Here is a 13583-nt window from a genome sequence, read left to right on the forward strand (position 1 = left end):
AAAATGCATTTTAAAAGCAAGTAACTAAAGTGAATAAATTATTAGCGATCTATGCCAGTAATTTTAGCCAATATTGTTATAATAGCTAACAGCAGTTAGATATTTCTGAAATATCTGAAAGTATTCAAGTCTTGTTATAAATATTATACGTAATAAGTACGTTATTACACTATAAGGTAAACCTTGAATATAGCTGAATTTTTATTTCCAAGCGGTGTTGAGGAACTTCGATGGACAAACAAATTAAAGTAAAAAATATACCAGTTGAAGTAAAGATTCAAAAGCCGGATCTTAGCGGGCAACAGGATCGGTTTAATCCACGTAATCGTATTTACGTGCGTGCTGTTAATGGCTTGCACCAACTTCTTAGGCAGCGAATTGGCTTTTTAGGTCTGTTGGCATTTATGTTGCTACCTTGGATAAATTTTAATGGTGAACAGGCCGTTTTATTTGATTTAATAGGTCAAAAATACAATATATTTGGTTTAACCCTGTGGCCGCAAGACTTTACCATACTCGCCTTTATTTTTATGTTGGCCGCGTTTGCTTTGTTTTTGGTTACTACTTTTTATGGACGAGTGTGGTGTGGTTATACCTGCCCACAAACAGTGTGGACCTTTACCTTTATTTGGTTTGAAGAAAAGTTTGAAGGTACGGCAAATCAACGTAAAAAGCTCGACCAACGAGCAATGGACTTTGATAAGTTTTGGCGCAAAACCGCTAAGCACACCAGTTGGATTTTGTTTTCTTTATATACAGCAATTACATTTGTTGGTTACTTTACCCCTATTCGTGAGCTACTCCCTGACTTTGTTACCTTTAATGCCGGTAGCTATGCCTTAATGAGTATTATCTTTTTTGCTGCTTGTACATACGGTAATGCTGGGTGGATGCGCGAAATTATGTGTTTACATATTTGCCCATACTCACGTTTTCAGTCAGCCATGTTTGATAAAGATACCTATACAGTATCGTATGATGAAAAACGCGGTGAAAGCCGTGGCCCACGCTCGCGCAAAGTGGCACATGAAGATTTAGAAATAGGCGACTGTATTGACTGTAATTTATGCGTGCAAGTATGCCCAACCGGCATAGATATTCGTAATGGCTTACAAGCAGAGTGTATTAACTGTGGCGCTTGTATTGATGCATGTGATGGGGTGATGGATAAAATGAATTATCCACGCGGACTTATTTCTTATACCACTGAGCGAAACTTAGAAACGCCAGAGAATAAAACCAACCCACTGCGGGCAAAAATTATTGGCTATATAGTGATCCTGGTTATTTTAACCAGTGCCTTGGTTGCCAATATTGCGCTGCGTAAAACGATGGAATTTGATATTATTCGCGATCGTAATCAGTTATATAGGGTTGATTTTGAAGGGTTGGTAGAAAACACCTACACCTTAAAAGTGATCAACAAAGCGCAGTATGAGCAAACCTTTACAATTAAAGTGCAAGGGCTCGATAACTTTAAGTACATAGGTAAACAAACGTTTAGGGTTAACGCAGGGCAATCGCACAATGTGCCTTTATCACTGGTTATGGATCCGTATGACTTAAAAGCGCCAATGACAGAATTTAACTTTGTGCTATCGCCGGTAGGCGAGCCCGACAATCAAATATCACAGTCGAGTAACTTTTTTAAAGCGCGGTAAAGTTTAACAAAAAGCGGGGTGTTCCCCGCTTTTATTTTATATAAGAAGTGTATGAGTAAATTTAGCTTTATTGATTTAACCCCAGATCTAATTCTTGATGCCATAGAAAGTGTTGGTATTTATGTTGAGTCTGGTTTATTGGCGTTAAATAGTTACGAAAATAGAGTGTATCAATTTGTAGCAGAAGGCGGAAAACGCTACGTTGTTAAGTTTTATCGTCCAGAGCGTTGGAGCGAGGAGCAAATACAAGAAGAGCATGACTTTGCTTTTGAGTTAGCAGAGGCCGAAGTACCGGTTGTTGCGCCAATGGAATATAACGGGCAAAGCTTATTTGAACACCAAGGCTATTTATTTACTTTATTTCCAAGTGTTGGCGGGCGTTTATTTGAAGTCGATAACTTAGATCAACTTGATGTACTAGGGCGCTTAATTGGCAGAATGCATCAAGTTGCTAAAACAAAACCATTTACACAAAGGCCCACCCTAACCTGCGAAGAGTACTTACATACAGCAAAAGTTCATCTGCAAAAAAGTAACTTAGTACCTATGGGATTAGAAACCGCTTTTTATACCATTTTAGATTTGGTTATTAAGCAGGCTCAAACACAGTATACCAATGTAAAAACGATACGTTTGCATGGGGATTGCCATGCTGGCAATATATTATGGGCAGGCGATGCGTTAATGTTTGTTGATTTAGATGATAGTCGCCAGGGGCCACCCATTCAGGATCTATGGATGATGCTAAGTGGCGATCGACAAACGCAGCTGTTACAGTTAGATACCTTAGTAACCGCCTATGAAGAATTTTGTGATTTTGATCACTCGCAGCTTAAGTTGATCGAACCACTTCGAGCTATGCGTATCATCCATTATATGGGGTGGGTTGCAAAACGATGGAGCGATCCGGCTTTTGTGCGGAACTTTTCATGGTTTGCAGATGACAAATACTGGGAGCAACAAATTTTAGCACTTAAAGAGCAGCTTGCCGCATTGCAAGAAGCACCGCTAAAATTATTGCCATAACATTTTATTCAAAAATATGTACAACGAGAGACTAATGCTTAAAAAATTAAAACTGAGCCTACTACTTCTTTGTCTACCTTTTGCAGCACTTGCAGCAAACTTTGAAGTAGGTAATCAATATACAGTTATCGATATCGAAAAAAGTACTACACCACAAGTTACCGAATACTTTTCGTTTTATTGCCCGCATTGTTTTAAATTTGAACCGGTTGCACACGCAATTGAAGAAAATCTACCTGCAGGTGCGGTGTTTATAAAAAATCACGTTAACTTTTTAGGCGGCGTGTCGCCACAAACACAAAGTAACTTGAGCCTAGCGTATTTAGTTGCTAAAAAGCACGGGCAAGCTGATACGATTACAGACAAGATTTTTAAAAGTATTCATGTTCAGCGCGCACCACTGACTGAAATTAAAGATTTAAAAAAATTATTAGATATAAATGGCATTAGTAGCGATACGTTTGATCAAGATATTGCCAGTATGCCAATTATTGCAGCTGAACAAGCAATGCAAGATAAACAAAATAAATACTCAAAATTAGGTGCGTTAACAGGCGTTCCTACTTTTATTGTAAACGACAAATATAAAATCAATCTAAATACCATCAAGAGCCAAGAAGAGCTTGATGAGTTAGTTTCATTTTTACTCGCACTATAAATTTTTGGAGCCATATAATAATGATAAAATTAGTTAAAGCAGGTTTACTTGCTGTATTACTACCTTTCGCTGCAACAAGTTTTGCAGCAACCTTTGAGGAAGGTGTACATTATGAGGTTGTGTCTGAGCGCGCAACTAAAAAACCAGAAGTGAAAGAGTTTTTCTCATTTTACTGTCCTGCGTGTAATAACATGGAGCCACTGGTAGCCGAGATTAAACCAATGCTCGATAAAGGCGTAAAGTTTAAAAAGAGCCATGTTGATTTTGTTGGCGTACGCGATACCGAGCATCAACAAATGATCAGCCAAGCGTTAGCAACGGCTGAAGTGTTACCACAAAAAGATAAAATTATTGCGGCTATCTTTAGTCACATTCATACAAAGCGCGCAAATTTTAATGAATTAGCCGACGTAAAAGATGTGTTTGTAGCGCAAGGGGTTGATGGCGATAAGTTCGATAAGTTATTTAAAAGCTTTTCGGTACGTACATTAAGCTCAAAAATGAAGCGCGACCAAGACTACTTTAAAGAGAAAGGTGCATTGCGTGGCGTACCTACTTTTATCGTAAATGGTAAGTACAAACTACTTCTAGGTCGCGAATCGGGTATTAGCGAACCCGCAGATATCACTAAATTAATTAACTACTTAGCAAGCAAGTAAAGTTAAACCCATAAAAAAAGCTTCTAAGGAGCTTTTTTTATGGGTAATTTTTAGCTGGTTATTTTAAGTATTCTTTTTTTGTAAAAATACACCCGACTCAATATGGTGCGTATAAGGGAACTGATCAAAAATCGCAAAGCGTTTAACTTCATGGGTGCGGGTTAAGTGATCAAGGTCGCGCTCTAGTGTCTCTGGGTTACACGAAATATAAATAATACTTTCGTAATTTGCTACTAAGTCACACGTTAGGGTATCCATACCGGCACGTGGCGGATCAACTAAAATGGTTTGGCAATTGTAGCTATTTAAATCTATACCTTCTAAACGAGAAAAACTGCGTTCGCCATTCATGGCTTGAGTAAACTCTTCGCTCGACATACGGATAATATCTAAATTGTCTACCTTGTTTTGCGCTATATTGTACTGCGCTGAGTGTACCGACGACTTTGATATTTCGGTTGCTAGTACTTTATTAAACGAGCCCGCTAACGCAATAGAAAAGTTACCGTTACCACAATAAAGTTCAAGTAAATCATTTTTAAGTGGCTTACATAAGTCTTGCGCCCACTCTAGCATTTTAATATTTACTTTGGCATTTGGCTGGGTAAAGCTGTTTTCTACCTGCTGATATATTAGTTCTTGACCATTCACGTTTAAGCGTTCGGTAACGTAGTCATCACCAAGCATTTCTTTTTGTTTGCGGGCACGGCCAATAAAGTCAATTTTATACTTACTGCTTAACTTTTCTTTAAGCGCGTTAATTTCACTCAGCCAATGCTCATCAAGTGGCTTGTGATATAACAGACTCACTAAAATCTCACCGCTTAGCGTAGATAAGTAATCAATCTGAAATAATTTACGACGCAAAATTTCACACGACTTTAAATTATCAATCATTACTTGCATCACTTCACCTACCAAAGGAGCGGCAGGGTCAAAGCTATCAACGCGAATTTTGTCTTTAGTTTGTTGATCAAACATTATATGAAACAGATCGTCACCATCGTGCCATACTCTAAACTCAGCGCGTTGGCGGTAGTTAATCGGCTCTGAGCTAAATACCTCAAGTTTATCCACACCAAAACGTTGAAATTGGGCAGCAATACGCTGTTCTTTTTCGCTTAACTGCGCATCGTACTGTGAGGTGTCTATTTTAATAACTGCCATTAACGCTATAACCTTATCTTTGAGAGCTGTTTATCGGCGCTATTGTAGGGAGCGAGATGTATTTGTCTAGTTTTGATGAAATATATATTGGTTTTTTTTTGAGCATCTAGCTACAGAAATAACTTACAGTGCCGATAAGTAAGGCAAGCATAGATAGGAGTCGGATCATGAAAATCGGTAACTTTGGCTTTGTTCCAAACCACAATATTAATAAATACGGTAATAAAGGGGCTTTACAGCAACCTACAATACAGTCGCCTCAAGATAACTATCAGCAGCGCGGTAAAGAACTTGCTGCCAAAGTGCTCGGTGACAAAATGGCTCAAGCTCTTGGCTTACCGATAAGCGAGCCGAAAAAAGATAAACCGCTTTTTGATTTTGATGAAATCGTTAAAAACGTTTTAGACTTCGTTACCAGTGCAGTACGTAAAGCAAAAGCCAATGGTGCCGACGATGAAAAACTCAAAGGTATGTTAGGTGATGCTCGAAAAGGTGTGCAAATAGGGATTGATGACGCGGTTGATGAATTAAAAGGCAATGGCGTGTTTAACGACGATATCGCACAGGGTATTAATAAATCTAAAGAAGGCATATTTAATGGCCTGGACAAATTTGAAGACGATTTATTTAATCCTAAACCCGCCAGTGTCTCTGTTAGCCAAGCTCAGTATGCAAGTTTAAGTAACAAAGCAGAATATAAATTTACTACCGCCGAAGGAGACGAAGTGAGTATTAGTTTTGCTGATGCTTATGAGTCACAATCAGCCAGTCGTTATCAGCAAAATGGGAATAGTGAATCTTTTGTAAGTGAGTCGTCGCAGTCTCGTGAGTTGTCATTTTCTATGTCGGTTAATGGCGATTTAAATGAGAATGAACAAAAGGCGATTAATGAGCTAATGGCTGACTTACAAAGTGTAAGTAGCACCTTTTTCAGTGGTGACTTAGATAAAGCATTTGAAGAGGCGCAAGCACTAAGCTTAGGCAACGAACAGCTGGTGGCTTTTTCAATGGATTTACGACAAACCAAAACAGTCGCTACAGTTAAAGGTTACGAAGAGTACAAGCCAGTTCCTGAAAAAGCAGTAGCTGATAAATTAGCGCCGTTTAACGACGACTTAAAAGCTGTGTTTAATAAAGCCACAGAGCTGGGCATACAAAACCAGTTATCGGGTATTGTGCAGTGGTTAAATCAAGATCAAGCAGAAATAGATAAATTGGTAGATTACACCAAAGCTATGTTCGAAAACCTTAATCAATTAAATGCAGCAACGGACGAGCTAGCCAATCAACAATAGTTGTACCACTAAACTACTTTCTTTTATAAAAATCACATGGCAAACTGCCGTTCTTAACTTAGAGTAAGGACAGTAGTTTGTCAGCGCACATAATGGTTTTTGATTCAGGTATTGGTGGTACTACGGTACTTGAACATATTCAGCAAAGTATTCCAGATGCGCAATACAGCTATTTTATGGATAATGCGCTATTGCCATACGGCGCTCAGTCACAGCAAACGATTATTAACCGCTTATGCGCACTCATTCACTTTATTAACCAGCAAGCGCTTAATGTAGATTTAATTGTTATTGCATGTAACACCGCCTCTACTTCTGCGCTTGGGGCAGTGCGCCAAATTACTACTATTCCTATAGTGGGGGTGGTACCGGCGATAAAACCTGCTGCGCAACTTACACAATCTAAACATATCGGCCTACTGGCAACTCCAGCAACTATATCAAGTCCCTATACGCGCACACTCATACAAGAACATACCAACAATATAGCAGTTAGCTTATATAGTAGCGTTGAACTAGTTACTTTAGCCGAGCGTTTGTTTTTCGAACAAAGTTTAGATACAACTAAACTGCACCAAGAACTCGATCGTTTAAACATAGATCAGTCTATAGATGTATTAGTATTAGGCTGTACGCATTTTCCTATTTTGGCAGAGCCGATTAGTCAGTACTTTAATAGGAAAGTGCAGCTACTTGATTCAGGTGCAGCGATTGCTAAGCGAGTTCATTACTTAATTAGCCAGCTTAATTTAACGAATAACAATATTGCAGATACAAAAAAGCCGCTGCAATATTATGCAACGGCTAGTGTGAGTAGTAAGTTAGCTGTAAAGCTAGTTACACTGATTGATCCGGCTCAGAACGAAGAGCGTTAGAATCATCTTCTTGTTTTTGTTTTGCTTCACGTACCTTTAAGGTACGTTGTTGGAACTCGCTATCGTTTAACTGCGCTATTGCATTGTCGGCATCAGCTTGCGCCATTTCAACAAAACCAAAGCCACGACGCTTACCTGTATTTTTGTCCTTTAATAAGCGAACGTTGAACACTTTGCCTTGCTCTTCAAATAAAGCACGTACCACACCTTCGTTTGCACGATAAGGAAGGTTACCAACATAAAGCGTTTTGGTTTTTACTTCGGCTTCTACTACACCGTCAGACGACATCGCAGCAATAACAATACCACCAATGAGCAAACCAACAGCAAATAGTAGTGCAGGGTCTAACTCTAGGCTTTCAAGTGCGAACTTAACTATAACAAAACCAACAACAGCAAGAATAACTGAGAGGATAAAAGATTTTTGATCGGGTAATTTCATTTTGATCTACCAATAAACAGGAAATAAACATTAATTTAACATTGTGAACTTGCTATCTTAACGCCTTAATTCAACATAGCAATAAAATTTATAGTAAATAATATAAAACAGGGTGAAAAAGCATCGTTTTATACATGTTTTTATCATGTTTCACTTGCTATCGATTACATTTTGTTCGAACAGTAAAAAGATCTAAAAAAAGGCTTGATCTGTTTTTGGATCTCCCTATAATGCGACCCCACTGAGAAGGGAAACGCCGAAGCATAGCAAGGCAGCAACTACTTAGAGAGTTAAATAAAACTTCGGTTTTAAATCTTCCAAAAAGAAAGTTTAAAACTAAGTGTTGACTCGAAAAATAAAGGATGTATCATACGCATCCCTTGAGACGCTAAAGCGACTCAAAACGTTCTTTAACAATATAAAGCAATCATCTGTGTGGGCACTCGTACAGATTGAGTTCTAACAGCCAATCTACTTACTCTTTATGGGTAATTAGCGAGGCAAACAAATTAGAGTCTCAATTGAAAACTGAGTGACCAACAGAAGTAACTTATTTATAAGTTGCTTCGGCACAGTCAATTCAATATCGAAAGATATTAAAATAAATTCAGAATTCATTGAGCTGTCGAAAGACATAAAACTTTTTAATTGAAGAGTTTGATCATGGCTCAGATTGAACGCTGGCGGCAGGCCTAACACATGCAAGTCGAGCGGTAACAGAGAGAAGCTTGCTTCTTTGCTGACGAGCGGCGGACGGGTGAGTAATGCTTGGGAACATGCCTTGAGGTGGGGGACAACAGTTGGAAACGACTGCTAATACCGCATAATGTCTACGGACCAAAGGGGGCTTCGGCTCTCGCCTTTAGATTGGCCCAAGTGGGATTAGCTAGTTGGTGAGGTAATGGCTCACCAAGGCGACGATCCCTAGCTGGTTTGAGAGGATGATCAGCCACACTGGGACTGAGACACGGCCCAGACTCCTACGGGAGGCAGCAGTGGGGAATATTGCACAATGGGCGCAAGCCTGATGCAGCCATGCCGCGTGTGTGAAGAAGGCCTTCGGGTTGTAAAGCACTTTCAGTCAGGAGGAAAGGTTAGTAGTTAATACCTGCTAGCTGTGACGTTACTGACAGAAGAAGCACCGGCTAACTCCGTGCCAGCAGCCGCGGTAATACGGAGGGTGCGAGCGTTAATCGGAATTACTGGGCGTAAAGCGTACGCAGGCGGTTTGTTAAGCGAGATGTGAAAGCCCCGGGCTCAACCTGGGAACTGCATTTCGAACTGGCAAACTAGAGTGTGATAGAGGGTGGTAGAATTTCAGGTGTAGCGGTGAAATGCGTAGAGATCTGAAGGAATACCGATGGCGAAGGCAGCCACCTGGGTCAACACTGACGCTCATGTACGAAAGCGTGGGGAGCAAACGGGATTAGATACCCCGGTAGTCCACGCCGTAAACGATGTCTACTAGAAGCTCGGAGCCTCGGTTCTGTTTTTCAAAGCTAACGCATTAAGTAGACCGCCTGGGGAGTACGGCCGCAAGGTTAAAACTCAAATGAATTGACGGGGGCCCGCACAAGCGGTGGAGCATGTGGTTTAATTCGATGCAACGCGAAGAACCTTACCTACACTTGACATACAGAGAACTTACCAGAGATGGTTTGGTGCCTTCGGGAACTCTGATACAGGTGCTGCATGGCTGTCGTCAGCTCGTGTTGTGAGATGTTGGGTTAAGTCCCGCAACGAGCGCAACCCCTATCCTTAGTTGCTAGCAGGTAATGCTGAGAACTCTAAGGAGACTGCCGGTGATAAACCGGAGGAAGGTGGGGACGACGTCAAGTCATCATGGCCCTTACGTGTAGGGCTACACACGTGCTACAATGGCGCATACAGAGTGCTGCGAACCTGCGAAGGTAAGCGAATCACTTAAAGTGCGTCGTAGTCCGGATTGGAGTCTGCAACTCGACTCCATGAAGTCGGAATCGCTAGTAATCGCGTATCAGAATGACGCGGTGAATACGTTCCCGGGCCTTGTACACACCGCCCGTCACACCATGGGAGTGGGTTGCTCCAGAAGTAGATAGTCTAACCCTCGGGAGGACGTTTACCACGGAGTGATTCATGACTGGGGTGAAGTCGTAACAAGGTAGCCCTAGGGGAACCTGGGGCTGGATCACCTCCTTATACGATTTAGAACTTATTTGTTCGTAGTGTCCACACAGATGATTGTTAATTGTAAAGAGAACAACACTTATTGTTTGGGTCTGTAGCTCAGCTGGTTAGAGCGCACCCCTGATAAGGGTGAGGTCGGTAGTTCAAATCTACTCAGACCCACCACTTTACTCCCATACATCGTTATGGAATATCTCGTTTAGTAAACTAAACGTCGATTTCCCACGCCTTGTCTGGAAGCAAAGTCGGTATACAAACAGTAAGACCAGCATATGTGGGGCTATAGCTCAGCTGGGAGAGCGCCTGCCTTGCACGCAGGAGGTCAGCAGTTCGATCCTGCTTAGCTCCACCACTTTACTTCTTAAAAATAAATATTCTTTATCGGGTCATAAACGACCTGAGAATGAAGTGTGTTTAATTTTGAGAAGTTTTTATTTCTCTTGCTCTTTAAAAATTTGGAAAAGCTGATAATAAAATTCTGATGAATAACATTGTTATTTATCAAGAGTTTTCAAAAGTAAAAAAAGAATGGTAGCAGTACCATTCAGTGCCATTTAATTAACTCTTTGAGTTGATTGATTGGTATCTACTTTAGTATTCAATATTGACTTCTGGCGAAGTTAAACTGTCACAAAACAAAGACCCGTTTGGGTTGTATGGTTAAGTGACTAAGCGTACACGGTGGATGCCTTGGCAGTTGGAGGCGATGAAGGACGTATTAACTTGCGATAAGCCTAGTCAAGCTAGTAAAAAGCACTTGAGACTAGGATTTCCGAATGGGGAAACCCACCTGCTTGCAGGTATCGTTAACTGAATACATAGGTTAACGAGGCGAACGCGGAGAACTGAAACATCTAAGTACCCGTAGGAAAAGAAATCAACCGAGATTCCGAAAGTAGCGGCGAGCGAAATCGGAACAGCCCTTAAGCTTATTATGTGTTAATGGAAGGCTGCTGGAAAGCGCCACGATACAGGGTGATAGTCCCGTACATGAAAAGACATTTTAAGTGAAATCGAGTAGGTCGGAGCACGTGAAACTTTGACTGAATATAGGTGGACCATCATCTAAGGCTAAATACTCCCAACTGACCGATAGTGAACCAGTACCGTGAGGGAAAGGCGAAAAGAACCCCTGTGAGGGGAGTGAAATAGAACCTGAAACCGTGTACGTACAAGCAGTAGGAGCCCACTTGTTGGGTGACTGCGTACCTTTTGTATAATGGGTCAGCGACTTATATTTTGTAGCGAGGTTAACCGATTAGGGTAGCCGTAGGGAAACCGAGTCTTAACTGGGCGAATAGTTGCAAGGTATAGACCCGAAACCCGGTGATCTAGCCATGAGCAGGTTGAAGGTTGAGTAACATCAACTGGAGGACCGAACCCACTAACGTTGAAAAGTTAGGGGATGACTTGTGGTTAGGAGTGAAAGGCTAATCAAACCGGGAGATAGCTGGTTCTCCCCGAAATCTATTTAGGTAGAGCCTCGGACGAATACTTACGGGGGTAGAGCACTGTTAAGGCTAGGGGGTCATCCCGACTTACCAACCCTTTGCAAACTCCGAATACCGTAAAGTAATATCCGGGAGACACACGGCGGGTGCTAACGTCCGTCGTGAAGAGGGAAACAACCCAGACCGCCAGCTAAGGTCCCAAAGTCATAGTTAAGTGGGAAACGATGTGGAAAGGCCCAGACAGCCAGGAGGTTGGCTTAGAAGCAGCCATCCTTTAAAGAAAGCGTAATAGCTCACTGGTCGAGTCGGTCTGCGCGGAAGATGTAACGGGGCTAAACTATGCACCGAAGCTGCGGATTCATCTTAGGATGAGTGGTAGGGGAGCGTTCTGTAAGCCGTTGAAGGTGTACCGGGAGGTATGCTGGAGGTATCAGAAGTGCGAATGCTGACATGAGTAACGATAATGGGAGTGAAAAACTCCCACGCCGGAAGACCAAGGGTTCCTATCCCATGTTAATCAGGGTAGGGTAAGTCGACCCCTAAGGCGAGGCCGAAAGGCGTAGTCGATGGGAAACAGATTAATATTTCTGTACTCGATATAATTGCGATGGGGGGACGGAGCAGGCTAAGCAAGCATGGCGTTGGTAGTCCATGTGAAAGTGAGTAGGGCGTTTGTTTAGGTAAATCCGGACGAACACTAAACCTGAGACACGAGACGAGTCACTAAGGTGATGAAGTTGCTGATGCCATACTTCCAGGAAAAGCCTCTAAGCTTCAGATTATATGGAATCGTACCCCAAACCGACACAGGTGGTCAGGTAGAGAATACTAAGGCGCTTGAGAGAACTCGGGTGAAGGAACTAGGCAAAATCGTACCGTAACTTCGGGAGAAGGTACGCTCCTATCTGTGATGAGACTTGCTCTCTAAGCGGACGGGAGCCGCAGTGACCAGGTGGCTGGGACTGTTTATTAAAAACACAGCACTGTGCAAAATCGCAAGATGACGTATACGGTGTGACACCTGCCCGGTGCCGGAAGGTTAATTGATGGGGTTATCCTTAGGGAGAAGCTCTTGATCGAAGCCCCGGTAAACGGCGGCCGTAACTATAACGGTCCTAAGGTAGCGAAATTCCTTGTCGGGTAAGTTCCGACCTGCACGAATGGTGTAACCATGGCCACGCTGTCTCCACCCGAGACTCAGTGAAATTGAAATCGCAGTGAAGATGCTGTGTACCCGCGGCTAGACGGAAAGACCCCGTGAACCTTTACTACAGCTTGGCACTGAACATTGAACCTACATGTGTAGGATAGGTGGGAGACTTTGAAGATGAGACGCTAGTTTTGTTGGAGTCAACCTTGAAATACCACCCTTGTAGTTTTGATGTTCTAACGTTGGCCCCTGAATCGGGGTTACGGACAGTGCCTGGTGGGTAGTTTGACTGGGGCGGTCTCCTCCTAAAGAGTAACGGAGGAGCACGAAGGTTGGCTAAGTACGGTCGGACATCGTACGGTTAGTGTAATGGTAGAAGCCAGCTTAACTGCGAGACAGACACGTCGAGCAGGTACGAAAGTAGGTCATAGTGATCCGGTGGTTCTGAATGGAAGGGCCATCGCTCAACGGATAAAAGGTACTCCGGGGATAACAGGCTGATACCGCCCAAGAGTTCATATCGACGGCGGTGTTTGGCACCTCGATGTCGGCTCATCACATCCTGGGGCTGAAGTCGGTCCCAAGGGTATGGCTGTTCGCCATTTAAAGTGGTACGCGAGCTGGGTTTAGAACGTCGTGAGACAGTTCGGTCCCTATCTGCCGTGGGCGTTTGAGAATTGAGAGGGGTTGCTCCTAGTACGAGAGGACCGGAGTGAACGAACCGCTGGTGTTCGGGTTGTCATGCCAATGGCATTGCCCGGTAGCTACGTTCGGAACTGATAAGCGCTGAAAGCATCTAAGCGCGAAGCAGGCCTCGAGATGATTTCTCACTAGAGCTATAAGCTCTCTGAAGGGCCGTTGGAGACTACAACGTTGATAGGCAAGATGTGGAAGTGCTGTGAGGCATTAAGCTAACTTGTACTAATTACCCGTGAGGCTTAACCATACAACGCCAAACGCGTTTTATGTGACAGTTCAAGCAAGAAGTTAATATTGCTAAAGTAGATATTTACGCAAAGACTTAAAAAAT

General features: G+C 42.5%; 8 protein-coding genes, 2 tRNA genes and 2 rRNA genes. 10 read left to right on the top strand and 2 right to left on the bottom strand.

Annotated features, from left to right (window positions below):
• The first annotated feature begins 230 nt into the window (after window positions 1-230).
• The 4 genes from ccoG to RB215_RS01220 are packed head-to-tail and all read left to right on the top strand — an operon-like array spanning window position 231 to window position 4004.
• Window positions 231-1661 carry a cytochrome c oxidase accessory protein CcoG gene (ccoG, locus tag RB215_RS01205; RefSeq protein WP_182684521.1) on the top strand — a complete coding sequence of 477 codons (1431 nt, stop codon included), beginning with the start codon at window positions 231-233 and terminating at the stop codon, window positions 1659-1661.
• Between the two features lie 51 nt (window positions 1662-1712).
• Window positions 1713-2687 carry a serine/threonine protein kinase gene (locus RB215_RS01210; RefSeq protein WP_182684520.1) on the top strand — a complete coding sequence of 325 codons (975 nt, stop codon included), beginning with the start codon at window positions 1713-1715 and terminating at the stop codon, window positions 2685-2687.
• Between the two features lie 34 nt (window positions 2688-2721).
• On the top strand, window positions 2722-3345 hold the full coding sequence (locus RB215_RS01215) for a thiol:disulfide interchange protein DsbA/DsbL (protein WP_011326965.1): 624 nt from the start codon (window positions 2722-2724) through the stop codon (window positions 3343-3345).
• Between the two features lie 20 nt (window positions 3346-3365).
• Window positions 3366-4004, top strand: coding sequence for a thiol:disulfide interchange protein DsbA/DsbL (locus tag RB215_RS01220; protein ID WP_011326966.1), 639 nt, complete (start codon window positions 3366-3368; stop codon window positions 4002-4004).
• A 63-nt stretch (window positions 4005-4067) separates the two neighbouring features.
• On the opposite strand, the gene trmA is transcribed toward RB215_RS01220, so the two are convergent.
• Window positions 4068-5171, bottom strand: a complete 1104-nt coding sequence (gene trmA, locus RB215_RS01225; RefSeq protein WP_182684517.1) for a tRNA (uridine(54)-C5)-methyltransferase TrmA — start codon at window positions 5169-5171, stop codon at window positions 4068-4070.
• Window positions 5172-5338: 167 nt separating this feature from the next.
• On the opposite strand from trmA, the gene RB215_RS01230 reads away from it, so the two are divergent.
• Both RB215_RS01230 and murI read left to right on the top strand, forming a co-directional pair.
• Entirely contained in the window at window positions 5339-6466 is a 1128-nt protein-coding gene (locus RB215_RS01230; RefSeq protein WP_011326968.1) for a DUF5610 domain-containing protein, read from the top strand.
• Window positions 6467-6543: 77 nt separating this feature from the next.
• Window positions 6544-7341: a glutamate racemase gene (murI, locus tag RB215_RS01235; protein WP_011326969.1), complete on the top strand. Its 798-nt coding sequence runs from the start codon at window positions 6544-6546 to the stop codon at window positions 7339-7341.
• Here the strand turns inward: murI and RB215_RS01240 are convergent.
• Window positions 7304-7783 carry an RNA-binding protein gene (locus tag RB215_RS01240; protein WP_011326970.1) on the bottom strand — a complete coding sequence of 160 codons (480 nt, stop codon included), beginning with the start codon at window positions 7781-7783 and terminating at the stop codon, window positions 7304-7306. The genes murI and RB215_RS01240 overlap by 38 nt on opposite strands.
• 645 nt (window positions 7784-8428) lie before the next feature.
• Here RB215_RS01240 and RB215_RS01245 point away from each other — a divergent pair.
• The 4 genes from RB215_RS01245 to RB215_RS01260 all read left to right on the top strand — a co-directional run bounded on the left by RB215_RS01245 (window position 8429) and on the right by RB215_RS01260 (window position 13499).
• A 16S ribosomal RNA gene (locus tag RB215_RS01245) occupies window positions 8429-9964 on the top strand.
• Between the two features lie 76 nt (window positions 9965-10040).
• A tRNA-Ile gene (locus tag RB215_RS01250) sits at window positions 10041-10117 on the top strand.
• A 111-nt stretch (window positions 10118-10228) separates the two neighbouring features.
• Window positions 10229-10304: transfer RNA gene (locus RB215_RS01255), tRNA-Ala, on the top strand.
• 306 nt (window positions 10305-10610) lie between these two features.
• Window positions 10611-13499, top strand: a 23S ribosomal RNA gene (locus tag RB215_RS01260).
• The 16S and 23S rRNA genes sit together here with 2 tRNA genes alongside, the layout of an rRNA operon.
• Window positions 13500-13583 lie beyond the last annotated feature (84 nt).

It is taken from the genome of Pseudoalteromonas sp. HL-AS2 (genome assembly GCF_031198805.1).
GTDB classification, from domain to species: Bacteria; Pseudomonadota; Gammaproteobacteria; order Enterobacterales; family Alteromonadaceae; genus Pseudoalteromonas; species Pseudoalteromonas nigrifaciens.